We start from the raw sequence: 25,260 nt of genomic DNA on the forward strand, positions 1-25,260 counted from the left end.
TACTGCTAGTATACCGCGTTATCTGTAGTTGTGTTGCAGAAAGATCTCTGGCCAGATCCGTACAATGATGACAAGTATCGCTAACGCGACGACTTGCGACCCGCGCACCTGACCCGGCAAGAGCCAGCCGGTGGCGGCAAATCCTTCGCCGATCAACGTACCGGCGGCGAGCAAAGCGCTGACAGTGAGAAAGAGCATGCCGTGCGGTTGCGACTGGCGGTAACGCACCCGCCAGACAACTAAGGCGATTAGCGCCGTGAGCGCAGCGTAGAGTTGGGTAGGGTGGCGCAATTCACCCCACAGATTGATCGCCCATGGCACTTCAGCCGGCAGACCGTAACCATCGCCGCTGGCCAATTGGGCGATAGCATGGGTGAGGACGGCGAGGGCGATTCCCGGCGTGAGCGCATCGAAGGTGGGCCACAACGGCCAGCGTTGTCGCCAGAGCATCACACTGCCGATTATGATGGCCGTCGCCACGCCGGCTAGCGGAGAAAAGGCTTGCAAATCACGCGAGAGCAAGGCCCACGGATCGGCTACATAGCTCGGCCATGCCATCAGCGCATAGCCGAGGCGCGCGCCGATGACACCGGCCAGCATAGTGATAAAGATGATCATCTCGAGCCGGTCGCCGTCAAGCTGCTTGAGGCGGGCAGCGCGTCCGCTGACTTGCAAGATGAGCCAGCCGCCTAGCAGCAGGATTAGGCCGGGTGTGTACAAGGCAAAGGGGCCAATGTTAAGCACTGGAAGCATAAGGTTTCGGTAGCGTATACGTTACACTGAGCGGCAACAAGGTCTGTTACGTTTGGCTGCTTGATGAAGCAGTCATGCGCAGCGCGGCCTATTCACCGAGCAACGGTTCGATCACGCTGCGCAGGCTAGCTTCGCTGAGCGGCCCGCCAAAGAAGACCTCCCGGATGACACCGGTTCGATCAACAATGAACGTGGTCGGCAGCATCCGGATGCCATACCGCTGGCCGGTCTCGCCGTTACGGTCAAACACGATCGGAAAACTCAGTCCGAACTCGCGTTGCATGACCACCACTGCGCCTTCATCGTCTTGCACCGTGCTATTGACGGCCAGAATCGTCAAGCCACGCTCACCTTCAGCTTGATAGATCTTTTCCAAGGTGGGCATTTCGGCCCGGCAAGGGCCGCACCAACTGGCCCAGAAATTAACGATTACAACCTGACCGCGCAACGCCGACAGCGCTAGCGTCTCGCCATTGGCCAGCGGCAAGGCAATGGCCGGTGCGATAAAGCCCGTTCGTGGGCTCACCGTTACCGACGGCAGATCCGGCGGCCGGCTGATGACAATCCAGCCTACGCCAGCGATCATGAGAATAAGCGTTAACCAATCACGCTGGGTCTTGTTCATAACGTACATCGCCTCAAGCGACGGCCCACCGGGGCGTCGCAGTAATCGGGTGACGATAACAGATCGTTGCGGCGGTACTGTCTGCGACAGATACGCTAATTTATGGTATCATATAACGAGTCTGTGACCAACACAGCGTGTAACTCTCACCGATATGATAAAGTCACGCGCACATGTAGGCGCATTGCCGCCGCCAACTGCGCTACAGCGCCGCCAACAAAGCGCACTGTAAGCACAGCTTCCCGCTCTCGTTATTGTGGTTGAGTCTGCCAGTCCGACACGCCATTGCTCGGCAAGGCGCACTGTTCGTTGGGCGCGCCGGTGCGTCATGGCAGCAACGGGCGCCATTAGAGTCGCAGAGCCTTCTGGAACAGGAATATGGAAACGCTTGAACTGTCGCTGATCACGCCACGGGTTACCCTCATTGCAGCGGCTGAAAATTATGGCCGCTTCGCCATCGCGCCGCTGCAACGCGGCCATGCCTCATCGCTCGGGAATGCGTTGCGCCGCGTGTTGATCTCGTCAATCCCCGGCGCCGCTATTACCCGGATTAAAGTGGCGGGTGTGATTCATGAATTTACTGCTATTCCCGGCGTCGTAGAAGACGGCACCCAGTTGGTGCTCAATGTGAAAGGTATTCGGCTGCGTTCGTATAGCGATCGGGCAGTGGCGTTGCAGTTGGTTAAGCATGGCCCCGGCCCCGTGTTTGCAGGTGATATTGATACTCCTAGCACCGTCGAGATCGTGAATCCGCAACACTACCTTTGCACGATTGACGATGAGAACACAACGCTCGAAATGCAGTTGACGGTTGAGCGTGGCCGGGGGGTGCAGTTAGCCGATACAGTGAGTGGCATGCCGATTGGCGAGATTGCAGTTGATGCTCTTTTTAGTCCGATTCCGCGGGTCAACTTTTTGGTGGAAGAGATGGGTGATGATCCACTCACCGGCTACGATCGGCTCATTCTTGAGATTTGGACTGATGGCACCATCAAGCCGGGTGATGCGTTGAGCCACGCTGCCCAAATCTTAACTCAGTATTTTGGCCGGATTGTGAGCTTGAACCAGCCGGAAGAGCCTGAACAGCAGCCCAACCTGCCGCCGCCGATCCCGGAAGAGATTGCCAATCGCACGATTGATGAGCTTGGTTTAAGTACTCGAACCTACAACAGTTTGCGCCGCGCGGAGATCCACACCATCGGGCAGTTGTTGCGCCTTGATGATCGTGGCCTTATGGGGATTCGTAATTTGGGTGCGAAGGGGATTGAAGAGATCCACCATCGTCTTGAGGCGCTCGGCTATCGTTCGGGTGAAGCTGCATCCGGCCGATTGCCCGACTCATCCGCCGACCATACTACTCCGCCAACCGGTGCAATCCACGCAGAGGAGTGATAAGACACGCAATGGATGACAAGCGTATGACGACAGGTACTCCCGAATCAGCCGATAAGACGCGCCGGCGCCGGCGCCGGGTGAATGGTGATGCGGGGTCATCAGCCGGGAGCGAAGGTGTGCTTGCTGCGCCGGCAACAACTGCTGTGGTTGAAGAACCGGTGACAATGCAGGGTTCCGGCTTACTGGAAATCGTTCCCGAAGGCCACGGCTTCTTACGTAATCCGCGGCTGAGCCCCAGCAACGATGATGTGTACGTGGCGCAATCCCAGATCCGCCGCTTTAATCTGCGCACTGGCGATATGATCGAGGGTCGTGTGCGCCCGCCCAAAGAGGTTGAACGTTACCCCTCGTTGCTCTATGTCGAGCGGATCAATGGCCTGCCAGCCGAAATGGCCCAGAAGCGACCGTTATTCGAGCAGTTGACGCCGATCCATCCCAATGTGCAGATTGTGCTCTCGACTGAGCCGAATATTCTCCCGACGCGCATTGTTGATGTGATTGCGCCGATTGGTCGTGGCCAGCGCGGTTTGATCGTTGCTCCGCCCAAAGCTGGGAAAACGATGTTGCTCAAGGCGATCGCCAATGGTGTGACGACCAATGCGCCTGATATTCAGCTCATTGTGCTCTTAATCGGCGAACGGCCCGAAGAAGTAACCGATATGCGCCGTTCGGTGCAGGGTGAGGTGGTGGCCGCCACGTTCGATGAGCCGGTCGAGCAGCATATCAAGGTGGCCGAATTGGTGCTCGAAAAGGCCAAGCGGCAGGTGGAGCACGGGCGCCACGTGGTGATTTTGATGGATTCGCTCACCCGTCTGACCCGCGCCTATAACATTGCGATGCCGCCAAGCGGGCGCACGCTCTCCGGCGGTGTTGATCCGGCGGCGCTCTACCCGCCCAAGCGGTTTTTCGGTTCAGCGCGTAATATCGAAGATGGCGGCTCGCTCACCATTATCGCTACCTGCCTCGTTGATACTGGTTCGCGTATGGACGATGTGATCTACGAGGAGTTCAAGGGTACCGGTAACATGGAGCTGCATCTCGATCGTAAGCTGGCTGAGAAGCGCATCTTCCCCGCAGTTGATATCCAGCGTTCGGGCACCCGCCGCGAGGATCTGTTGCTCGATCCGGTGACGCTGCGTCAGAGCTGGATGCTGCGGCGAATGGTCAGCATGGTTGGCGAGAATGAAGGCGCTGAGTTGATGCTGACCCGAATGGCCAAGACGAAGAATAATGCTGAGTTCCTTGCGTCGCTGGGCAAAGTTGGCTCATAATCACCTCGCTGTACGTGCGCATGTCTAGTGATATCGAGCTGAGTGGGATAGTGATCGCCGGCGGGCGTAGTCGCCGCTTTGGCGTTGATAAGCGGCGGTTGCGGCTGTGGGGCGAAGGCGGCCCGCATCTGCTTGGCCACGCCGTTGCGCTGTTGCAGCCTCTGTGCGTTGAGACCATCGTCGTACTCAATGATGCTGAAGCGTGGTCTGACTTGCCAGCGCGGATTGTGCCCGATGAGCAGCCGGGCAGCGGCGCGCTTGGCGGTCTGATCAGCGGTTTGCAAGCTATGCGCGCACCGGCGGCCTTGGTGATTGCCGCCGATATGCCGCTGATTGTTCCAGAAGTGCTAGCGGCGCTAGCGCAGTGGCCGTTTACCGGCGATGCGCTGGCGCCTACTCCCCCCGGCCAGCCTGATCACCCACAGCCACTGTTCGCTGTCTACCGGCAAAGCGCGCTCCCGCAGTTGCGCCGGGCCTTTGCTGCTGGCGAACGCCGCTTGCAAGCTGCATTGATGGCGTTGCGTTGGGTTGATCCCGGCCCTGCCCTCTGGCGTCGTTATGATCCTGCTGCGCGCTCGTTGCTTAATCTAAACACGCCGGACGATTTGGTTGCCGTGCAAGGGTGGTTGCGCCAAGTTGAATAATGGTCGGTCGTCGAGCGGTAGTGCTTGGCGTTGTTCTGTTTGCTAACAATTTGACAGAAATGTTATCTTACAACGTGGTGACTCACAGGTATCGTTTATATAGTTGATCTATGATTGTTGGCACCACGTGGATACTAGCGCATTCGACGACCGAGTTTGACAATGCAGCAGCCTTCTTCTCCCAATGGTGTGGTTGGGTCGTCCGCCGACCAAGTTTCGTCGGCGTTAGAGGTGTTGTGGCAAAAATTGCTGGTAGCCTATGACGGGGCCTGCGCTATCAGTGGTTGCCAAGTAGCCGATGTGTTGCGCCCGGTCTTGATCGATCCGCAAGGGCCAGCGGAGCCACATAATGCACTGTTACTGCGCGCTGATTTGCAAATCCTCTTTCATTCTGGCTTATTAACTATTGATGCGATGACGCTGGAGGTGCTGGTAGCGCCGGAGTTGCGGGATAGCGAGTACGGCGCGCTGGCCGGCAGGCGGCTGCGCCAGCCTAACCGGTTGGCGTTGCGGCCTAACCGGCGCTTGTTAGCGACGCATCACCGCTTGTTCCAGCTCGAACAGCCAGCGACTGATGCGCTGGCCGTCCAGCGACCGTTGCTGCGCCAATTGTTAGCTGTGCAGAGCTGGGTGAACAGTCTGACATTTAGTCCTGATCAGGACATACTCGCGACAGGGTCATGGGATGGCATGCTCCGGCTCTGGCGGTTGCCTGATGGCCAATTGCAGCGCGTCATTAGCGGGAATATTGGCGAAGTCAATGCCGTCGTGTTTAGTCCTGACGGTCAGCGGATTGCGGCGGCGGGTCGCCAGCACGGCGCGCGGATCTGGCGCGTTACTGATGGCGAACTTCTCATGCATTTGGGTGATGGCCAGCGTCACGGTGCGGTTTTTAGCATTGCGTTCCAACCGCACGGTGATTTGATCGTGACCGGCGGCTGGGATCCGGTGGTCTATTTGTGGCACGCGACTGATGGTACCTTGAGCGGTATATTGCCCGGTCATGAGGGGGTGATCAATAGCGTGGCCTTTAGCCCTGATGGCAATCTGCTGCTATCCGCCGGCCATGATCGGGTCTTACGACTTTGGCAGATGCATGATCGTTCGTTGGTGCGGGTGATGCACGGGCATAGCGATGCGATCTTTAGTGTCACCTTCAGCCCGAATGGACAATTGGCGGCGAGTGCCGGCGGCGATGGCCTGATCTTTATTTGGCGGGTCGATGATGGCCAGCCGTTGCAAATGTTGGCAACCCCTTCCGGCGCATGCTTCAGCTTAGCGTTTAGCCCCGATAATCAGTATCTCGCGAGCGCGCATTATGGCCGGACCGTGCGCATCTGGCGGGTGCGCGATGGCGCGTTGCGCTGGGAGTTGAGCGGGCATAACGAAAGTGTCACCTCGGTGGCGTTTGCGCCGGGTGGTGATTTGTTGGCCAGCGGCAGTTTCGATTCGACAGTGCGAGTCTGGTCGTATCAATAGCTTGTTCGAGCAGCAGATGGCGGCGCACAGGCATCTCTTCCGCCAAAGGGGAGATTGCTTCCGCTGCGCGCCTTCGCAATGACACGTGGTTTGCGTATGTCGTTGCGTGCCGAGCGGAGCGCGGCAGAGCAATCTCCTCCGGACTGCATCTGCTCGGGTATGCGTTCCGCCAAAGGGGGAGATTGCTGCGGTCGGGTGGCGCTAGCTACGCTGGTAGCCGCCACTCCCTCGCCATGACACGCGGGGTGGGGCGCGCCTTCGCAATGACACGAGGGTAAGGTGTTGACCATGGTTCACCCTCACAACGCCGTGCGCGCGTTTTATCGCCAGACCGACTGGATGTTCCGCGTGCTCGGCATCATCCGCGGTTCGCAGGCGATGCATGCCGGTTTGTGGCAGCAGGTTCGGAGCCATCGCGCTGCCCTGCGTTCAATTGACGAAACGTTATTAGCAGCGGCCCAGCTTGCTCCCGGTGAATGTTTGCTGGATGCTGGTTGCGGCGCCGGCGCGAGCGCCAATGCGATTGCCGCTCGTCATGATGGGCTGGTGATCGGCCTCACGATTGTACCCGAACAGGCCAAGCGGGCGCGGCGCGACGGGACGGCCACGTTTGTGTGCGCCGATTACGCCGCAGCGCCGTTGCGCAACGCAAGCTGTGATGTGGTCTGGATGCTGGAAAGTATCTGCCATGCACCGGATAAGCCGGCGTTGCTGGCTGAAATCACGCGAGTGTTGCGTCCGGGAGGCAGGGTTGTCATCGCCGATCGTTTCGCAGCGCGATCCGATCTCTCCCCGGCTGAGCGCAATCAATTGCGGGCATGGCTGCGCCCGTGGGCAATGCCCGATTTGGTAACCGCTGACGAGTTGATCAAGCTTGCCGAAGTAGTCGGTTTGCGCTTGCTCCGGCGCGATGACCTTACCCTCAGCGCCGGGCCGTCGCTGCGCTTCCTCGGCCATTTCGCCCAACTGACCCTGCCGGCGGCACTGGTGTTACGCGCGCTGCATTTGCAATCCGAGATCCAGATTGACGCAATGCGTGGCTGTATTGCTCAAACCCGCACCCTCAACGCCGGTCTCTGGCGCTATTATCTGTTAGTGTTTCGTTACCAGTAACGATGCGTTGGCGGCAACAATATGGCGTGCGGCAGTCACCCTGCCGCACCCTATGTTAGCACGCTGTGCTGGTTGCATACGCTTGCGACCGGCAATATGCGGCTGTGCGTATCTCTCGCGAGTATACTTGACGAAGCAGCATCTCATCATTCCCATCTGGTGGAGTTGAGCTATGGAAACCAATGGAGGGACGCAACAGTCTGAGCAGTTCCGCACTCTGCAAATGACCGTGTTGATGACGCCTGATATGGCTAATTTTGCCGGCAATGTTCACGGCGGTCATATTTTGAAACTGCTCGATCAAGTCGCTTTCGCGTGCGCGTCACGCTACTCTGGACGCTACGTGGTGACGGTGTCGGTCGATCAGGTTATTTTTCGCGCTCGTATCCATGTTGGTGAATTAGTGACCTTCTTGGCATCGATTAACTACACTGGTAATACGTCAATGGAGGTGGGCATTCGGGTGGTGGCCGAGAATATTACTGCGCGCACCCAGCGCCATGTGATGACCTGCTACTTTACGATGGTGGCGGTTGACGAAAATTTTCGCCCGTGCCCGGTGCCGCCAGTGCGGATCGAGACGGCAGAGCAGCGCCGGCGTTGGATGGCGGCCCGTTTGCGCCGTGAGTTGCGCCGCGAGATTGAGCAACGCAGCCTTGAAATTCGCCAACACCCTGAAGACTTTCTCAACGAACTCGATAGCGAGCCGCATTAAGGTAATGCATTGACGAGCGCGCTACCTCTTCGTATACTACAGGTATGGCGCGAATTTTGATTGTTGAAGATGAAACTGAAATTGCTTCGTACTTACGGCGCGGCCTCAGCTTGGAAGGCTATCAGGTTGATGTTGCCTACGACGGCATCCGCGGTTTAGAGATGGCTGTCACTGGCAATTACGATCTGGTGGTGCTCGATCTGATGTTGCCGGGGGTTGATGGCTTTGAAGTTGCCCGCCGGCTGCGCGCCGAGTCGAGTATTCCAATCATTATGTTGACAGCGCGCGATGCGGTGCGTGATCGAGTGGCTGGGTTGGAGGCCGGCGCTGACGATTATTTGGTCAAGCCGTTTGCCTTTGAAGAGTTACTGGCCCGTGTTCGCGCCCAGTTGCGTCGCCAACAAGCGAGTCTACAGCAGGAAGTACTGCGTTTCGCTAATTTGACTCTTGATACCCGATCACGTGAATTGCGCGTGGGTGATCGTCGCGTTGAGTTGACGGCGAAAGAGTACGATCTGCTAGAACTCTTTATGCGCCATCCCAATCAGGTGTTAACCCGCGACATTATCTATGATCGGGTGTGGAATTACGACTTCGGCGGCGAAAGCAATATTATCGAGGTCTATGTGCGCTACTTACGTCAGAAGCTTGAGGCCAACGGTGAGCCACGCTTGATCCATACCGTGCGTAGTGTGGGGTATATCCTGCGCGAAGATGGGTGACCAGTAAGGGCACAGCACTGCTGTGCCCCATTGCGCAGGCACAGCAGCGCCGTGGCTCGACGGGTTACGGGTTTATGTGCTGCCCAAGGCTGCGATAAGCTGTTGCACCGCACTGACCACCGGCAAATCTCCTTCTACCACCGCCTGTTCGATCACAGGTAAGCGCTCACGCACAGCCGGATGGGCAAAGAAGAGCGTGCGTAATTGTTCATCGATCAGCGTGTAAAGCCAATCACGCGCCTGTTCACGGCGACGAGTCGACCAAACACCGCTGGCCATCATCTCGGTGCGGAAGTGTTCGATCTCGTGCCAAACGGCAGTGATGCCGTCGCCGGTCAGCGCCGAACAGGTACGCACCGGCGGTTTCCAACCCGGTGTTGCTGGGGTGAGGTAGCGTAGAGCATGACGATATTCGGCTTGCGCTGCCAACGCGCGCGCTTTGTTATCGCCGTCGGCTTTGGTGATGACCAGCGCATCGGCCAGCTCAATGACGCCCTTCTTAATCCCTTGTAGCTCATCACCGGCGCCGGCCAGCATCAACAGCAAGAAAAAGTCCACCATCCCGCGCACGGCGGTCTCGCTCTGGCCGACGCCGACCGTCTCTACTAACACCACGTCAAAACCGGCTGCCTCGCAAATCAAAAGAGTCTCGCGAGTCTTACGGGCTACACCGCCCAAACTACCGCCCGACGGTGAGGGTCGAATATAAGCGTTGGGATGGCGGGCAAGTCGTTCCATGCGGGTTTTGTCGCCCAAGATGCTGCCGCGCGAGATACTGCTAGATGGATCGATTGCCAACACCGCCACCCGATGCCCCTGTTCACAGAGCATTGTGCCAAGTGCTTCGATGAAGGTGCTTTTACCGACGCCGGGCACGCCGGTGATGCCGACCCGGAGCGCCCCGCCGGTGTAAGGCAGCAGTTGGCGTAGAACCTCTTGGGCTTGAGCGATATGAGCTGGTGCGTTGCTCTCAATCAGCGTAATGGCGCGGGCCAGAATAGCGCGGTCACCGTTGCGCACCCCTTCGACATACTCCTCTGTTGTGAGGGTGCGGCGACGTGACCCACTCGGTGCAGGAGCTGACGTGAGAGGATTGCCGGGCAAGCCGTCGTGACGACTGGCGATCCCAGCCAGCACCGATAACGCGAATGGCATCTCTTCGGTTGGTGATTGGTCGTTGGTCATAACGGTCTCAATATTCTAACATAATGGAGAGACGTTGCAAGGCAACGTCTCTCCAACGGTCGTATTCCTTTCTACGGCGCCGGTGTTGCGACGCTATCACCGTGCAACCGTCGTTGCAGCTCACGGAGCAGTTTCTCGGCGGCAACGGGAATGATTGTACCGGGGCCGAAGATCAGCGCCGCGCCGTGTGCGCGCAGGAATTCGTAATCTTGGGGCGGAATAACGCCGCCAATCACGATCATAATGTCTTCGCGACCCAATTTGCGCAACTCTTCGACCAGTTGCGGCAAGAGGGTTTTGTGGCCGCCGGCCAGCGAGCTGATCCCAACCACGTGTACGTCATTTTCAACTGCTTGCCGTGCAACCTCTTCAGGTGTCTGGAAGAGCGAACCAATATCGACATCAAAGCCGAGGTCGGCAAAGGCCGTCGCCACCACCTTGGCGCCGCGGTCGTGGCCATCTTGCCCGATCTTTGCCACCAATATGCGGGGGCGGCGACCTTCAAGTGCAGCGAAGGCATCAGCCATAGCGCGCACGTGCTGTATCTGCTCGGCGTCGCTATACTCGCTGCCGTAAACGCCGGCTACCGAGCGAATTTCGGCTTTGAAGCGGCCAAAGACCTTTTCCATCGCCATCGAAATCTCGCCGAGGGTAGCCCGCGCGCGCGCAGCTTCAATCGCTGCCGCCAGCAGGTTGCCTTCCCCGGTGGCCGCCACGCGCGTCAGCTCATTGAGAGCTGCCTGCGTTTTGGCCTCGTCGCGTTCAGCGCGCAGCTTTTGCAGCCGTTCGATCTGCTTCTGGCGCACAGCAGTGTTGTCAACTTCCAGAATCTCGATCGGTGCTTCGTATTCGAGCCGGTACTTGTTGACACCGACAATCGTCTCGCGGCCTGAATCGATATGGGCTTGCCGGCGCGCCGCCGCCTCTTCGATCCGCAGTTTGGGCAAACCGGCCTCAATCGCTTTGGCCATACCACCCAGCTCTTCGACCTCTTGGATATGTGCCCATGCGCGGCGGGCCAGCGCATCGGTCAGCCATTCGAGATAGTACGACCCGCCCCACGGATCGACGATCTTGCAGATGCCGGTCTCTTCTTGCAGGTACAACTGGGTGTTGCGGGCAATGCGAGCCGAGAAGTCGGTCGGTAACGCGATCGCCTCGTCGAGCGAATTGGTATGCAATGACTGCGTGTGGCCGAGGGCAGCGGCCATTGCCTCGATGCAGGTGCGGGCTACATTGTTGAACGGGTCTTGTTCGGTGAGGCTCCAGCCCGATGTCTGGCAGTGGGTGCGCAGCGCCAGCGAGCGGGGGTCTTGTGGGTTAAACTGCTTGATAATCTTGGCCCAGAGCAGACGGGCAGCGCGCATCTTGGCGATCTCCATGAAGTAGTTCATCCCGATCGCCCAGAAGAACGAGAGCCGCGGCGCGAAGGCGTCAATCGCCAGCCCGGCCTTCAACCCAGCGCGCACATACTCCAGCCCGTCAGCCAGCGTGTAGGCTAGCTCAAGGTCGGCGGTGGCGCCGGCCTCTTGCATGTGGTAGCCCGAAATACTGATGCTGTTGAACTTGGGCATGTGCTTGGCCGTGTACGCAAAAATATCGGCAATGATGCGCATTGACGGCTCAGGCGGGTAGATGTAGGTGTTGCGCACCATGTACTCTTTCAAGATGTCGTTTTGGATGGTGCCGGTGAGTTGTTCTTGCCGTACACCTTGCTCTTCGGCGGCGACGATGTAGAAGGCCATGATCGGAATCACCGCGCCGTTCATCGTCATCGAGACCGACATCTGATCGAGCGGGATACCATCGAACAGTATCTTCATGTCGAGGATCGAGTCGATGGCCACACCCGCTTTACCAACATCACCGACGACACGTGGGTGGTCAGAGTCGTAACCACGATGGGTAGCAAGATCAAAAGCTACCGACAACCCCTTTTGGCCAGCAGCAAGGTTGCGTCGATAGAAAGCGTTACTCGCCTCGGCAGTAGAAAAGCCCGCATACTGGCGGATCGTCCACGGTTGGGTAACGTACATGGTCGGGTACGGGCCACGTAAGTATGGTGGAATGCCGGCGGTAAAGCCAAGGTGCTCAAGGCCGACCAAATCGGCAGCCGTATAGAGTGGCCGCACCTCGATCTGTTCCATCGTGCGCCAAGTCAGCTCGCGCAACGGCTTGCCGGCTACTTGTTCAGCTTTTGCCTGCCACTCAGTCAGATCAGGGACAGGTCGCTCATCGCGGTATGACAGCGTCGTGAAATCGGGGTTCTTCACTCAGCCACTCCTTTCAGACGTTGCAGCCGGGCCAGCGTTTCATAACAATTGGCGCGCAGGTGGATGAACTCATCGATCCCGGCGGCGCGATACGTGTCAATAAGATCGGTCGGATAGCCGGCCAGCACGACCGTGACATCAGGTCGTTGCGACTTGATCGCGTGGGTCAAGGCCGGCACAATATCTGGATACGTTTCGTCAGTTGAGCAGATCGTAACAATCTCAGCGTCGGAAGCGAGCGCTGCAGCGGCGGCTTCTTCAACAGTAGTGAAGCCATCGTTGCCGATGACAGCAAAACCTCCAGCGGCGAAAAAGCCGGTCGAAAAGTCTGCCCGAGCCTTGTGCTGACTAATTGGTCCCATATTAGCGAGGAACACAGCCGGGCGGCGCCCGGTGCGGGCAGCATAGGCATCGGCAGCGGTGCGTAGAGCTTCGAACTGCTCGGCGGCACGGTGGGCCGGCAGCAACTCAATCTGCGGCGCGGCGCTATCGGCGGCAGCCAGCGCGCAGCTCAGTTCACCCATAGTCGCGCCGGCACGAACGGCGGCCAGTGTGGCTGCCATGGTGCGCCGGTGGGCCAGCTCAACTAGCGCAGCTTGGCATGCCTCTTCCGAGCGCATCTCACGGGCGTGGCGTAGATCAACCGCACGGGCAGCGTGCAACTGCACGTGGTCGATCTGGCGTACCTCCGGCAGCTTCTCGCTGAGATTGGGATACATATTGACGCCGACGATCACCTCGCGGCGTTGAGCAATAGCGGCAAAGCGCTCGGCACGGGTGGCAGCGATAGCCGCTTGCGGCATTCCCGCGCGCAGAGCGGCTGCCATGCCACCCTGCCGTTCGATCTCTTGGAAGAACGCCCACGCCTTGGCCGCGATCTCATCAGTCAACTTCTCGACCGCCCACGACCCACCGGGTGGATCGATCAGGCGGAAGAAGTTGCACTCTTCTTGCAGGATCACGTGCAAATTACGGGCAATCCGGCGCGAGAACTCGTCGGGCAGGCCCCACGCTTCATCAAAATGACTGATATGGATGCTCTGCGCCCCGCCCATCACTGCTGCCATCGCCTCGCTGGTGGCACGCAGCATGTTGTTATAGACATCGTAGCGCGTCTTCGTCCACGCCGAAGTGCGGGCGTGTAGATGCATCTGCTGCGCAGTTTCATCACCGTCGAACGCGGTTACTACCCGCGCCCACAGCATACGAGCGGCGCGCAGACGGGCTACTTCGATGAAGAACTGCGATCCCACCGAGCACGAAAATTGGATGCGTGGGGCCACGTCATTGACACTGAGGCCACGCTCTTGCAACGCGCGCAGATAGGCAACTCCGGTTGCTAATGCGCATCCTAGCTCTTGGGCGGCGTGGGCGCCACTGTTGTGGTACACGTGAGTACTAACAACTATGGTGCGTAGATTTGGGGCATGCGTTTGTGCCCATCGTGTCCACTCGGCCAACAGGTCGTAGCAACGGTCGAGCGACGCCGGTAACGTCCCATCGGCAGCTAACACTTCGAGCGGATCGGCGCCGATACAACCGCGTAGCCGGTCGGACGGAAGGCCCTGCTCTTCGGCGGCGGTTACGAGCAGGGCCGCTACCGGCAGCGCCTGCGCGCCGGCATTCACCAACAGTGACAGCCGGTCAAGGTCGAGCTGGGCGAACAGGCGGCGGGCATCGGCTAGCGTTGCCAGTGAGAGACCGCCCGCACCTACCTGCGCCGGCGCGGCTACGTCGGGATCGAGACCAAAGCGGGTAGCCTGATCCAGCGGCAAGTTGAGTGTCGTCAAGCCGCGCGGTACATCGGCCTGTGCCGCCCGATTCGTTTCATCTGCGGTCGGATAAGGCAGCTCTTGCGCCACCTGCCAGCGTTCCAACACCGGCCCCAACACGCGCGTATCGCGCACAAACGGGGCAAAGCCGGGCAGCGAGCCAGTGTGCGGCAACTCGGCAATATCGGCAGCGTTATAGATCGGTTGCAGCAGAATTTGTTCGTAGGTCTTGGTAATTAGGCGCTTCTCAAACGGAACGCCCTTCAGCGTCTTCTCAGCCGCTGCCCGCCATTCCTCATACGTCGCAGGCGCGAACATATCGAACAACGGAGCGTGCTGGGCCGTCTCCTGCGTCTCTGAAGGCATGGCTATACTCCTTGCCGGCAGCCCATACCCAACCCTCGATACCGTTAGTATACCAGCAAATCGAGGGTAAAATGGGCACGATAAACCGGATCGTCCATGAAGTAAAAGACTGGTTACCCTAACCACAGGTTATCTGATCGATGCTGCTTGTCAATAGCTCATCGTAGGGAAGCGAGTTACAGTTCAACAACCGGTCAAAATCGGGAAGGCTCGCCCTTGACAATCGCGCCAGCGCCGCGTATAGTGCGATGACGATAGCGAAAACCTGTTCAAGTAGACTTCTAGATTCATTGGGAATTGCTTCATGGGCGAAAAAGTAGTGATCGTTGAGTCGCCGGCCAAAGCGCGGACGATTCAGAAATATTTGGGCAAAGGCTATAAGGTTACCTCCAGCATGGGCCATGTGCGCGATTTGCCTAAGAACGGGCTGGCGATTGATATCGAGCACGATTTTGCCCCTTCCTATGAAATCGTTAAGCCGAAGGTCGTTCAAGAGTTGAGCCAAGCAATCCGCAACGCTGACGCGATCTATCTGGCGACCGACCCCGATCGCGAGGGTGAAGCGATTGCGTGGCATATTACGCAGTCGGTCAAGACGCCAAAAAAGACGCCGGTGTACCGGGTGGTCTTTCAAGAGATCACGCGCAATGCGGTGCAGCAGGCGTTACAACAGCCGCGCCAGATCGACCAAAATTTGGTTGACGCTCAACAGGCGCGGCGGGTGCTCGACCGGCTGGTTGGCTATCAGCTTAGCCCGCTGCTGTGGGATAAGGTCAAGCGTGGTCTAAGCGCCGGGCGGGTGCAGTCGGTGGCGGTGCGGCTGATCGTCGAGCGCGAGCGCGAGATCGAGCAGTTCCAGCCGCAGGAATATTGGACGATCGAGGCCGATCTGTTGAAAGAGGCTGGCATCGCGCCGCGTGATCTCTTCCGCGCGACCCTGATCGAGCGTGACGGTAAGAAGCTGGAGAAGTTTTCGATTGAGCGGCGTGAGCAGGCCGAGGCGATCGTGGCCGATCTGAAAGGCGCGACCTATACCGTTGCCAAAGTGACCCGGCGCGACAAGCGCCGCTCGCCGGCGCCGCCGTTTACCACCAGTACCTTGCAGCAAGAGGCAGCCCGTAAGTTGGGGTTTAGCGCCAAGAAGACCATGATGCTGGCTCAGCGTTTATATGAAGGGGTCGATGTTGGTGGTGAAGAGGGCACGGTCGGTTTGATTACCTACATGCGTACCGATAGTGTGCAGGTGGCGGCGGAAGCGCAAGCTGAAGCCCGCGAGGTGATCGGTAAGCGGTTTGGGAGTGACTATCTCCCCGACCAGCCGCCGGTCTACAAAACCAAGGCGAAAGGTGCGCAGGAGGCGCATGAGGCGATTCGTCCAACCAGTAGCGCTCGCACGCCTGAGCAGTTGAGTGAGCGGCTTGATCGCGATCTGTGGCGGCTCTACGATCTGATCTGGAAGCGGTTTATCGCTTCGCAGATGGCCCCGGCTATCTTTGACAGCACTACGGTTGACATTGCCGCCCAACCGAGCGTGGCCGGCGCGCCGCCCTACCTCTTCCGCGCCACCGGCTCGGTGCTTAAGTTCCCCGGCTTCCTCGCCGTCTATAACGTCAGTCTCGACGAAGGCGAAGAGGACGAAGACAGCGAACGTCGCTTGCCACCCTTGGCTGAAGGTGAGGGTTTGCAGTTGGTTGAGCTGCTATCGGTGCAACACTTCACCGAACCGCCGCCGCGCTATACCGAAGCCAGTCTGGTAAAAGAGCTGGAACGGCTCGGCATTGGTCGGCCTAGCACGTACGCGACTATTCTCTCAACGATTCAAGAGCGTGAATACGTCGAGATGGTCGATAAGAAGCTGATTCCGACCACATTAGGGCGGGTGGTCACCGATTTGCTGGTTGAGCATTTCGGCAACATTGTCGATTACGATTTCACCTCGTCGCTCGAACAGCAGCTTGATGATATTGCCGAAGGTTCTAAACAGTGGGTGCCGGTATTGCGTGAGTTCTACGGCCCTTTTCGTTCGACGCTTGAGACGGCGCAGCGCCAAATGCGCAATGTTAAGCGCGAAGAGATTACGACCGATATCGATTGCCCGAAGTGCGGTCAGGGAAAGCTGGTGATTAAGTTTGGCCGGAACGGTGAGTTTTTGGCCTGTTCGCGGTACAACCGTGAGGGTGAAGGCGATTCGTGCGATTTCACCAGCGATTTTCACCGCGATGAGAATGGTCAGATCATTCTTGATAAGGCGAGCGCGCCAGAGACGAGTGATGTGCTGTGCAACGTCTGTGGCCGGCCTATGGTGATCAAGAAGAGCCGATTTGGCCCCTTCCTTGGTTGTTCGGGCTATCCAGAATGTACCAACACCCGCCGGATCGGTCGCGATGGCAAGCCGGCTCCGTTGCCAGAACCGACCGGTGTGACCTGCCCAAAGTGCGGCGAGGGCGAACTATTGCGACGCCGGGGCAAGTTTGGCCGCCCGTTCTACGGTTGCTCGCGCTATCCGAAGTGCGACTACATCGCTAACTCGCTCGATGAGGCGCAGGCCGGGGTGGCAGTCGAAGCTGCACCGGCGCCACAGCCCGCTCCTGAAAAGCCGGCGGTGTCAGCCCGCAAAGCGAGCAGTAAAACCCGTAAATCGGCGTAAGGGTAGGTTTCAATCCTAACCGAGGAGTGCAGAATATGGAGTGCGGCAGTTTGACTGCCGCACTCTCTGTTGTTAGGACGCCACCGTCTTCCCGTCCGGCATCGCCAACGACCCGGTCGCGCGGATCTTGCTTGTCGCCTGACCAGCCACGATCTGGCGATGGACAGTGTAGTTGATCAGGCATAACGCCGGGATAGCGAATGCGCCGATGCCCGGGATTGATTGCATTCCGATGAGGAAGATCGCCACGATTCGCAAGACCCAGTTGGTGAAGCAGCCGATGCCTACCGGCACGTAGCTCTGCAAGCTGGCGATTAAACTCAGCCGGTAGTAGATGATTGCCGGTACCACCCCAATAATCGGCACTAACCCCAGCAAGCCGCTAACGAGCAGGGTGCGCGGCAGTTGCCGGTCTAGTACGCGCAGAAATGAATTGACCTGCGCCACATCGGTGAAGGTGACAGTTTCGCATGCCGGGCAGGCTTGTTGCACCGCGCGCTTCTTGAGCCGGGTAGCGCAGCTTGGGCAACGGCGATGCTTGATCAGTGTAATCCGGTGCGCCGCCAGATCGGTGACCGGTTCTGGCCGTGGTTGGCCGATCCAACCAACCATGCGCGGTTGCTGGTTGGGCTGGCGGCAGGCCGGGCATTCGAGCGCCGCGGGATGCATCTGGCCGCCGCAATGTTGGCAGGCGATCATCATCTTCCGCTCGCGCAGCTCGAAGTAGCGCCGGATGAACCAAAGGCCGAGCACGGTAAGACCGGCTAGCAACAAGGCCAGCAGCGGGAAGAAGATCAGCACAACGGTGGTCGTTATTGCCCATCCGCCGTCACCCCACGAAAACAGCTTGAGCAAACCAAGGTGGCCGCCGGGATCCATCAGGCAAATGAGGGTAATGATGGCGGCGCGGATGCCAGAGATGATCCAGATCGCGATGGTGACAATGCTTGACCAAACGACCGCAATCGGTTGGGCCAACCATGCGAGGCTATCGGCTGGCTGGGGGGCCAGCGGCACGACAGTGGCAACTGCCACGCCGGTGCTGAGTGCGGTCACAATATCGGGCGGCAGTGTCTGTGTCAGTAGATCGAGGATCTGTTCCATCTGGCTATTCACCATCTGATATTGCACGCCAAAGCCGGCCCCAGTCTTCACAAGGCGATTCACAAACCCCATCATCTCTTGTGCCGTGGCGCTGCGTTCGCTCGACCACTCGTAGATCACGCCCAGCAAAATCAAGAATAAAAATGGCCCTTCAAACGCCCACGTTGGTAGATCAACGCCGCCAATTTGGTTGGCAAGAATGGTAGAGAACCCCATCGAATCGCGTGCGATTTGCTCAGGATTGAGCAGATGTTGTTGTACAAGACCGCCGATCAGCACTAGCATCAACACACTGGTGAACGGGTAAGCCGACAAGGCTGGCGTGAGGCCGACCGCTTGGATGAGCGAGGTAAAGTGGATCATACATGCTCCTGTGTTAGAGGTTGATATCGAGAGGTGTCTGCCGATCGCAATCGCTTACCCTTTCCACTAACGAAAGATTTAACGGATGTGTTCTGGTTGTAACAAAACGTTCAATCTGTTTCAAGAATGCGATGGTATAATGCAGTAACACAAGAGTGACACAAGCCGGCAGTACCATTGCGGCCCGCTGAAGCACACTTCCGGCTAAGTAGGCCAAATGTTTTGCAAAGGATGACAAGCGCTTGCCGGCTGCCATCACCTTTCCCGTTTTGCTCAAGCAATGCCGTCTTGAGCTGGGGCTGACGCAAACCCAATTAGCGGTGCGCGCCGGGATCTCGGTGTCGCTGGTGCGAAAGTACGAAACCGGCGCGCGGATGCCGCCTCGTGCCACGGCGGTGCAACTGGCGAACGCTTTGGGGTTGGCCGGTGAGGAGCGCACCGCCTTTCTTGCTGCTGCCGGTTCGCGCACGTTACCCAATGCCACCATCCAGCCCATCCCGGCGACGGCGCGTCCTCTAGCGCATCGCTTGCCAGTTGCGCCGACTCCATTACTTGGACGCGACGCCGAGATCGCTGAACTTATCCAGTTGATCGGTGCGCATACGGCCCGTTGTGTCACGTTGATCGGCCCGCCGGGAGTGGGAAAGTCGCGCTTGGCGCTGGCTGTGGCTACCGCGTTGCAGCCATCGTTTGCTGATGGCGCAGCGGTGATCGAGTTGGCGGCGCTTGATGATCCGGCAGCGGTTGCGCCATTCATCGCCGCGCGCCTTGGCGCGCAGGGTGATGAAGCTGAAGCGGCGCTGATCGCCTTGCTTGCTCAGCGTTCATTCCTGCTCGTGCTCGATAACTTCGAGCAGCTCTTGCCGGCGGCGCCGTTGATCGCGCGCTTATTGGCGGCGGCGCCGCAGTTGTCCGTTCTCATCACGAGCCGTGTGCCGCTATGTCTGCGTGCCGAAACCCGCTTTTTGGTCAAGCCGCTGATCGTACCGGCCAACCGGCGCGTGAGCGCGGTGGCGGCAGCGCCGGCTACCCGGCTGTTTTGCGAACGCGCGGCGGCAGTGAACCCGGCGTTTGCCCTTAGCGTGGCTAATGCAGCAACGGTTGCCGCGCTTTGCCAGCGGCTCGACGGTCTGCCGTTGGCGATTGAGTTGGCTGCGGCTCACGCCGATGTGCTCGAACCGGCGGCGTTGTTGGCGAGCCTTGAGGCGGGGGTGACGGCGTTTGATAGCAGTTTTGCCGATCTGCCGGCGCACCAGCGCTCGTTGCAGGCCACGATTGCGTGGAGTGAACGTTTGCTGGCGCCGGCAGCACGCGACAGCTTTGCTCGCTTGGGTGTGTTTCCGAGTACGTTTGACGCACCGGCAGCGGTAGCGTTGGGTGTAGACAGTCTTGACCCGCTGGTTGAGGCAGGGCTGGTGCAGGTTGAAGCAAGCGGACGGTTTCGTTTGCTCGAAACGATCCGGGTTTTCGCTGCCGAACGGTTGCAATCGCATCCTGAAGCTGCCAGTGTCTATACGTGCCACGCCGCCTATTTTGCCAACCTTGCCGAAACGGCCGGCCTGCTGCTCGAAAGCGCAGCAGCCGCAACGACGCTGAATCAACTCGATGCTGAGCTACCAAATTTACGTGCAGCGATTCGCTGGTCGTTGACCGCCGACAACGGGATGGTGGCAGCGCGAATCACCGCGGCGCTGCGCGTTTACTGGCTGAGCCGGCGCGCAGTCTACGCGGGGCGTTTGGTCGAACCACTGTTGATGTCTGGGTCAGCGCAAGCCATCCCGCCTGCATTGCGCGGACGTGCACTGATTACGGTTGGCTATCTTGCCTCGCAGCAGGGTGCGTTACATGCCGGTGATCTGCTTGCCCAAGGGATTGCGCTGGCACGCCAAGCAGGGCAAGAGGCCGATGTGGCGCAGGGCTTAGCCTACCAAGGCATGCTCAACCGCTTCCCCGGCAATCTGGAGCGCTATGCAACCATCCTCAACGAAGCGATTATGATTGCCCGGCGCAGCAATGCGCCGGCTCCTTTAGCGTATGCGCTTAATCAGCTCGGCGTCGGGTATTGCACCCATGGCCATTACCACAAAGCATTGCCTATGCTGCGCGAAGCGGTTGATCTGGTGACGCACAATGGCGATCAGATCATGGTGTGGCGCTACCGGTGCGATGTGGCCGAAGCGTTGCGTTCATACGGCGACCTATCGCCGGCGCGCCGGATGTTTGCCGGCTTGATTGCACAATTAACTGCTGGTGGTGACGCGATGGCGTTGTGGGAAGCGCATCTGCGCCTCGCCAGCATCGATCTGGAAGAGGGAGCGATCACAGCGGCGGAACGCAACCTTGCCGCCGCCAGTGCGATCATCACCGAGATGAGCATTTCCTATGGTCGGGTCAGCCTGTTGCGACACAGTGGCTATCTCGCGATCGCCGCCGGGAGGCATGAAGCTGCATTAATCAATCTCAGCTCCGCGCAACGGGAAGCCTGCAAAGTATACCTGCCAGAAGAGTTGTCTGCTGCGCTGATCGGGCTTGCCTATCTGCACCGCAACGCAGATCGCCGGCGCGCCGCTCGACAGTGTGGTGCGGGTGAAGGTATCCTTACCCGCTACTAGCTCCGCCGTGATCGGCAGGCCGAATGGTTGCGGCAAGCGGTACGGGAAACGTTCACTCCATCTGAACACGAGCTGGCAAACGAAGCGGCGCAAACGGTAATCAATAGCTTGCCCCAGCTTGCGTTTATCAGTGTGGTAGAGGCTCGTGACATGGTGCGGTTAGATCGCGTCATCGCCGCTGCGTTACGAGGAGCGCCGTAGGTACATTGCACCGCAATGTCCCTACTCAAGCGGTTGCGAATAACCCATCTTAATCCACCCCTTTTTAATTGCCACAATTACCGCCATCGTGCGGTCATTGACCTGCAACTTAGAGAGGATGGAGGTGATATGATTTTTGACCGTCTGGCCACTAATGCTCAGCTCGTTGGCAATCTCTTTGTTGGAAAGGCCGCGGGCAATGCAATCGAGAATCTCAATTTCGCGCGAGGTCAGCGGGGCAAACAAATTCGCGCTGTCCTCTTCGTCGGTGGCGGCCAGTTCGCGGAATTGGTGCAGCACCCGCGCCGCGACGTTGGGCCGGGCCAGCACTGCATCGTTGATCAGATAACGCCCGCGGGCGACCTCGCGGATCATTTGCACCAGCTCTTCCGGGCTAATATCTTTGGATGTAAAGGCAGCCGCACCGACCTTAATTGCCTGAAATAATTGATCATCGTCTTCATAAACACTCAGCACGATGATGCCGGTGCGCGGCTCGCGGCGCTTAATCACCCGCGCCACCTCCAACCCGTTCAAGCCGGGTAGGTTAATATCGACCAGCACCACATCGGGCATCAGGCGTTCGGTCAGCTTGATCGCCTCTTGGCCGTTCTCAGCCTCGCCGATCACCTCAATATCGGATGCACTCTCTAAACTCCAGCGGATCCCCTGCCGGAAGAGCGGGTGGTCATCAATCACTAATACTCTGACCTTTGATGATAATGGCGCTGTCACGCATGACTCCTCGGATAACTCAACCCGGTTGCGGCAATGACATCGTCACTTGCACTTCGGTGCCGGCGCCACGCCGGGTCGTGACGGTTAGTTGCGCGCCGATCAGCTCGGCCCGTTCGCGCATGCTTGTCAACCCCCAGCTCTCGCGTCCGGCGCGCCGAACGACTTCACGCAGATCAAAGCCGGGTCCTTCATCACGGATCGACAGATGCAAGCGTCCGCCGCGAGCTAACAAGGTGACCCGAACTGGCGCGCCGCGGGCATGTTTGCGCGCATTCTGCAAGGCCTCTTGCACGATGCGGTAGAGCACGATCTCGGTTTCAGCCGGCAAGCGCGGCAACGGATCGGCTTCAAACACGACCGGATTGCTTACCGTGTCGCGGTAGCGACGGATGTATTCGTGCAGCGCCGGCACCAGACCTTGTTCTTCCAACTTACCCGGACGGAGATCGGCGATAAAGCTGCGCACTTCACGCAAGCCCTCGCGCACGTTATCACCGAGCTGGCTAAGGATCGAGCCGAGCTGTTCCAGCTTCTGCTCTTGGAGCAGATTTTGGCAGACTTCGACCCCCATCAGTGCATTAGCCAGCACTTGCGCCGGCCCGTCATGCACTTCGCGCGCCAGTCGGATGCGCTCTTCCTCGCGACCCTTAATGACTTGCGCCCGCAACGCCTGCACCCACGGATCGGCAGCCACGCCTTCCACATTGCGGGTAAGGGTGGTGCTACTCATCTCGATTTGGCGGATAAGTTGGTCGAGTTGGCGGAGCGACCGGCGCAATTCGGCTTCAGCTTCAGCCGCGGTGGCGTGTTCGGCTCGCAATTGCTTGACCCGCGCCGCGATAGCAACGGTGGATAAGCCGTGTTCACGGGCAAACTGCTCTTGTACCACTGCTTCATCGAGTTGGCGCGAAAGTTGGCGCGCACGCTGAACCACGCCTTCTTGCTGTTGCAAGGCGGCGTGGTAGAGTTCGCGCAATCCGGCAAGTTGGGCGGCAACAATGGCTGTAGCGCGCTCGAGAAGGGCGGCTGGCTCCGTACTCAAAGGCATACTCCCACAACCAATCGTTTTGATGGTGTAAGTATAGCACGCAACTGGCCGGCAATGAAGCAGGCAAGATGATCAAACATTCATCTTACACCGCTTGTCCTTGCGCGCCGAGCGGTGCATGGCTGCCTTTCGTTCCTCGATGTTATTGCGAGCCGCCGCAGACGGCGAAGCGATCTCCCGCGCGGATGGGACGCCTGAGCGGGTTAGTTTCGCTGAAACGGGAGACTGCTTTGGTTGGGCGGCGCCAGCTCCGCTGGATGCCGTTGCTCCCTCGCAGACAAAGTAGCATGCGGTGACTTCTGCACGGCCTGTTGAGCCGTCGTCACACTACCGGCGTAAAGCCAAGCACCTCACCATAAAACGCCAGTTCGCGTTCGATGGCGGTGATAATATTTTCGGCCTTGCGGAAGCCGTGCTGTTCGCCGGGGAAGGGCACGTACTCGGTGCGGATGCCGCGCGCACGGAGCGCCTCGTACATCGCTTCTGATTGGGCCGGCGGCACTACTTTGTCTTCTAGCCCTTGAAAGAAGATGACCGGTGACCTGATCTGATGGGCATGGTAAAGTGGTGAACGAGCATGATAGAGGTCGGCTCGCTCTGGGTAGGGGCCGATCAGACGGTCAAGGTAGCGCGACTCGAACTTGTGCGTGTCGCGAGCTAGTGCCGCTAGGTCGGCGACACCGAAGTGGCTCGCCCCGGCCCGGAAGGTGTGGTGGAAGGCAAGCGCCGCCAAGACGGTGAACCCGCCAGCGCTACCGCCGGTGATCAGTAATCGTTCGGGATCAGCTTTGCCGCTGGCCGCGAGAAACTGTGCGCCGGCGACGCAGTCTTCGACATCGACAATTCCCCATCGACCGTCGAGCAGTTCACGGTAGGCGCGGCCAAAACCGGTGCTGCCGCCATAATTCACATCGAGCACCCCAATCCCTCGGCTCGTCCAGTATTGAATCGAGAGACGCAAGGTGGGGTAGGCGGCGGCAGTCGGCCCGCCGTGGATCATTACCAGTAGTGGTGGCCGTTCCCCTTCTGGGGCGATGAAGTCAGGGTTGTGTGGCGGGTAAAAGATGCCGTAGGCGGTGCGGCCGTTGGCGCTTGGAAAGCTGATCACTTCGGGCAGTGAGAGGTACGCCGGATCAACCGGCAGCTCGCCGCTGCTCCGGATTGGTGTGAGCGCGCGGTTATTTACATCGAGCAGGAAGAGCGTTGCCGGTAGTGTTGGTGAACTGCCAATGAAGACTACACGATCACCAGCGCCATTGACAATATTGATCACCGAGACCGGCACTTCGATTGGCTCGGCACTGCCGTCTCGCCCTATCACCACCATTTGCCAACGGCTCTGCTGGCAGAACGATGCTAGGATACGTCCGTCAGGCAACGGTAGATAGGTACGCATGCCCAACTGCCAAAGCGGCTGGCCGAACTCGGCTTCTCGCGGGTAAAGCGGGATGGCGTTGCCGTCGAGATCGAGCCGGTACAGGTTCCACCAGCCGCTGCGTTCAGCCACCACCAACAAGCTGCCATCAGCAGCCCATTCCGGCTGAAAGCACGTATCGCCGGCGCCGCCGGCTAATCGGCGCGCCGTTCCCAGACTGCCATCGGCCAAGATCGGCGCCACCCACAACTCAGCGGCGTCCCACGGCATATTGGGATGATCCCACGCCAGCCATGCCAGCCATGCCCCATCGGGACTCAGGCGCGGCGCGGCCACGAAGTCGCGTCCGGTGAGTAATGGTGTCGTCGCGCCGTTGGCTAGATCCACCGCCACCAGATAGTTCTGGGCTTCACCATCACCGCGGTGATCTTCCCCAATTGCAATCAACCGGTTATGCGCCCGATCCACAACCATTTCGGCGAAGCGTAAGCCTGCCGGTGTGCCGAGCGGTACCGGCGCCGCGCCGGGAAGCTGGCGGTAGAGGGTCTGATCACTAAACTCAACAAAGAAAACTTCACCCTGATCGACCACATAGCTGAGACCGCCGTACTCATGAACAAGAGTACGCACGTTCATACCGGTTGGGGTCACATCGCTGATCGTGCCGTCAGCGGCACGGCGCACGAGCACATTCCGCCCACCCTCTTGCGGACGTCCTTCGATCCAGTAGATATCAGTGCCATCAATCTGCGGCCAACTGAGGCTTACCTGCTTGGCGACGAGCAGAGCGGCAGTAATCGGCGAACGCCAACTGCCGTAGGGTGCGATCTGGGCCATACGTATTCCTTGCCAATATCAG

General features: G+C 59.0%; 18 protein-coding genes. 9 read left to right on the plus strand and 9 right to left on the minus strand.

Annotation, left to right across the window (positions count from 1 at the left end):
* Positions 1–18: 18 nt before the first annotated feature.
* Both Q1A00_RS11950 and Q1A00_RS11955 read right to left on the minus strand, forming a co-directional pair.
* Positions 19–753 carry a prolipoprotein diacylglyceryl transferase gene (locus Q1A00_RS11950; RefSeq protein ID WP_299757001.1) on the minus strand — a complete coding sequence of 245 codons (735 nt, stop codon included), beginning with the start codon at positions 751–753 and terminating at the stop codon, positions 19–21.
* Positions 754–841: 88 nt separating this feature from the next.
* On the minus strand, positions 842–1,378 hold the full coding sequence (locus Q1A00_RS11955; protein ID WP_299757004.1) for a peroxiredoxin: 537 nt from the start codon (positions 1,376–1,378) through the stop codon (positions 842–844).
* Positions 1,379–1,756: 378 nt separating this feature from the next.
* Here Q1A00_RS11955 and Q1A00_RS11960 point away from each other — a divergent pair, with 378 nt between their 5' ends.
* The 7 genes from Q1A00_RS11960 to Q1A00_RS11990 all read left to right on the plus strand — a co-directional run bounded on the left by Q1A00_RS11960 (position 1,757) and on the right by Q1A00_RS11990 (position 8,717).
* Positions 1,757–2,770 carry a DNA-directed RNA polymerase subunit alpha gene (locus Q1A00_RS11960; RefSeq protein ID WP_299645037.1) on the plus strand — a complete coding sequence of 338 codons (1,014 nt, stop codon included), beginning with the start codon at positions 1,757–1,759 and terminating at the stop codon, positions 2,768–2,770.
* A gap of 26 nt (positions 2,771–2,796) precedes the next feature.
* Complete coding sequence (gene rho, locus Q1A00_RS11965) at positions 2,797–4,044, plus strand: transcription termination factor Rho (protein ID WP_299645038.1); 1,248 nt, start codon at positions 2,797–2,799, stop codon at positions 4,042–4,044.
* 20 nt (positions 4,045–4,064) lie between these two features.
* Positions 4,065–4,688: a molybdenum cofactor guanylyltransferase gene (locus tag Q1A00_RS11970; protein WP_299645039.1), complete on the plus strand. Its 624-nt coding sequence runs from the start codon at positions 4,065–4,067 to the stop codon at positions 4,686–4,688.
* Positions 4,689–4,850: 162 nt separating this feature from the next.
* The gene (locus tag Q1A00_RS11975; RefSeq protein ID WP_299645040.1) at positions 4,851–6,167 is read left to right on the plus strand and encodes a WD40 repeat domain-containing protein; all 1,317 of its coding nucleotides are present in this window, start codon (positions 4,851–4,853) and stop codon (positions 6,165–6,167) included.
* Positions 6,168–6,455: 288 nt separating this feature from the next.
* The gene (locus tag Q1A00_RS11980; RefSeq protein WP_299645041.1) at positions 6,456–7,280 is read left to right on the plus strand and encodes a methyltransferase domain-containing protein; all 825 of its coding nucleotides are present in this window, start codon (positions 6,456–6,458) and stop codon (positions 7,278–7,280) included.
* Between the two features lie 172 nt (positions 7,281–7,452).
* On the plus strand, positions 7,453–7,995 hold the full coding sequence (locus Q1A00_RS11985; RefSeq protein WP_299645042.1) for an acyl-CoA thioesterase: 543 nt from the start codon (positions 7,453–7,455) through the stop codon (positions 7,993–7,995).
* Between the two features lie 44 nt (positions 7,996–8,039).
* Complete coding sequence (locus Q1A00_RS11990; RefSeq protein WP_299645043.1) at positions 8,040–8,717, plus strand: response regulator transcription factor; 678 nt, start codon at positions 8,040–8,042, stop codon at positions 8,715–8,717.
* A gap of 72 nt (positions 8,718–8,789) precedes the next feature.
* On the opposite strand, the gene meaB is transcribed toward Q1A00_RS11990, so the two are convergent.
* The 3 genes from meaB to Q1A00_RS12005 form a co-directional block, all read right to left on the minus strand.
* On the minus strand, positions 8,790–9,902 hold the full coding sequence (meaB, locus tag Q1A00_RS11995; protein WP_299645044.1) for a methylmalonyl Co-A mutase-associated GTPase MeaB: 1,113 nt from the start codon (positions 9,900–9,902) through the stop codon (positions 8,790–8,792).
* Positions 9,903–9,973: 71 nt separating this feature from the next.
* The gene (gene scpA, locus Q1A00_RS12000) at positions 9,974–12,175 is read right to left on the minus strand and encodes a methylmalonyl-CoA mutase (protein ID WP_299645045.1); all 2,202 of its coding nucleotides are present in this window, start codon (positions 12,173–12,175) and stop codon (positions 9,974–9,976) included.
* Positions 12,172–14,313 (minus strand): methylmalonyl-CoA mutase family protein, encoded by a 2,142-nt coding sequence (locus tag Q1A00_RS12005; RefSeq protein WP_299645046.1) that lies wholly within the window; start codon positions 14,311–14,313, stop codon positions 12,172–12,174. Before Q1A00_RS12005 ends, scpA begins: the two co-directional genes overlap by 4 nt.
* Positions 14,314–14,617: 304 nt before the next feature.
* Between Q1A00_RS12005 and topA the strand changes: the two genes are divergently transcribed.
* Positions 14,618–16,960, plus strand: coding sequence for a type I DNA topoisomerase (topA, locus tag Q1A00_RS12010; RefSeq protein WP_299645047.1), 2,343 nt, complete (start codon positions 14,618–14,620; stop codon positions 16,958–16,960).
* A 72-nt stretch (positions 16,961–17,032) separates the two neighbouring features.
* Here topA and Q1A00_RS12015 read toward each other — a convergent pair whose 3' ends face one another.
* Complete coding sequence (locus Q1A00_RS12015) at positions 17,033–18,427, minus strand: hypothetical protein (protein ID WP_299757014.1); 1,395 nt, start codon at positions 18,425–18,427, stop codon at positions 17,033–17,035.
* Positions 18,428–18,669: 242 nt separating this feature from the next.
* Here Q1A00_RS12015 and Q1A00_RS12020 point away from each other — a divergent pair, with 242 nt between their 5' ends.
* On the plus strand, positions 18,670–21,039 hold the full coding sequence (locus Q1A00_RS12020) for a helix-turn-helix domain-containing protein (protein ID WP_299757017.1): 2,370 nt from the start codon (positions 18,670–18,672) through the stop codon (positions 21,037–21,039).
* Positions 21,040–21,261: 222 nt separating this feature from the next.
* Here Q1A00_RS12020 and Q1A00_RS12025 read toward each other — a convergent pair whose 3' ends face one another.
* The 3 genes from Q1A00_RS12025 to Q1A00_RS12035 all read right to left on the minus strand — a co-directional run bounded on the left by Q1A00_RS12025 (position 21,262) and on the right by Q1A00_RS12035 (position 25,238).
* Positions 21,262–21,975 (minus strand): response regulator transcription factor, encoded by a 714-nt coding sequence (locus Q1A00_RS12025; protein WP_299645051.1) that lies wholly within the window; start codon positions 21,973–21,975, stop codon positions 21,262–21,264.
* A 19-nt stretch (positions 21,976–21,994) separates the two neighbouring features.
* The gene (locus tag Q1A00_RS12030; protein WP_299645052.1) at positions 21,995–23,026 is read right to left on the minus strand and encodes a sensor histidine kinase; all 1,032 of its coding nucleotides are present in this window, start codon (positions 23,024–23,026) and stop codon (positions 21,995–21,997) included.
* Between the two features lie 322 nt (positions 23,027–23,348).
* Positions 23,349–25,238: a S9 family peptidase gene (locus Q1A00_RS12035; RefSeq protein ID WP_299645053.1), complete on the minus strand. Its 1,890-nt coding sequence runs from the start codon at positions 25,236–25,238 to the stop codon at positions 23,349–23,351.
* Between the last annotated feature and the right edge of the window lie 22 nt (positions 25,239–25,260).

The sequence above is a fragment of the uncultured Chloroflexus sp. genome, from assembly GCF_938091255.1.
Lineage (GTDB): Bacteria > Chloroflexota > Chloroflexia > Chloroflexales > Chloroflexaceae > Chloroflexus.

Bases quoted from the DNA above. Each gene is read 5' to 3' on its own strand.
- Q1A00_RS11950 (WP_299757001.1), bottom strand. From the start codon at position 753: ATGCTTCCAGTGCTTAACATTGGCCCCTTTGCCTTGTACACACCCGGC.
- Q1A00_RS11955 (WP_299757004.1), bottom strand. From the start codon at position 1,378: ATGAACAAGACCCAGCGTGATTGGTTAACGCTTATTCTCATGATCGCT.
- Q1A00_RS11960 (WP_299645037.1), top strand. From the start codon at position 1,757: ATGGAAACGCTTGAACTGTCGCTGATCACGCCACGGGTTACCCTCATT.
- rho (WP_299645038.1), top strand. From the start codon at position 2,797: ATGACGACAGGTACTCCCGAATCAGCCGATAAGACGCGCCGGCGCCGG.
- Q1A00_RS11970 (WP_299645039.1), top strand. From the start codon at position 4,065: ATGTCTAGTGATATCGAGCTGAGTGGGATAGTGATCGCCGGCGGGCGT.
- Q1A00_RS11975 (WP_299645040.1), top strand. From the start codon at position 4,851: ATGCAGCAGCCTTCTTCTCCCAATGGTGTGGTTGGGTCGTCCGCCGAC.
- Q1A00_RS11980 (WP_299645041.1), top strand. From the start codon at position 6,456: ATGGTTCACCCTCACAACGCCGTGCGCGCGTTTTATCGCCAGACCGAC.
- Q1A00_RS11985 (WP_299645042.1), top strand. From the start codon at position 7,453: ATGGAAACCAATGGAGGGACGCAACAGTCTGAGCAGTTCCGCACTCTG.
- Q1A00_RS11990 (WP_299645043.1), top strand. From the start codon at position 8,040: ATGGCGCGAATTTTGATTGTTGAAGATGAAACTGAAATTGCTTCGTAC.
- meaB (WP_299645044.1), bottom strand. From the start codon at position 9,902: ATGACCAACGACCAATCACCAACCGAAGAGATGCCATTCGCGTTATCG.
- Q1A00_RS12005 (WP_299645046.1), bottom strand. From the start codon at position 14,313: ATGCCTTCAGAGACGCAGGAGACGGCCCAGCACGCTCCGTTGTTCGAT.
- topA (WP_299645047.1), top strand. From the start codon at position 14,618: ATGGGCGAAAAAGTAGTGATCGTTGAGTCGCCGGCCAAAGCGCGGACG.
- Q1A00_RS12015 (WP_299757014.1), bottom strand. From the start codon at position 18,427: ATGATCCACTTTACCTCGCTCATCCAAGCGGTCGGCCTCACGCCAGCC.
- Q1A00_RS12030 (WP_299645052.1), bottom strand. From the start codon at position 23,026: ATGCCTTTGAGTACGGAGCCAGCCGCCCTTCTCGAGCGCGCTACAGCC.
- Q1A00_RS12035 (WP_299645053.1), bottom strand. From the start codon at position 25,238: ATGGCCCAGATCGCACCCTACGGCAGTTGGCGTTCGCCGATTACTGCC.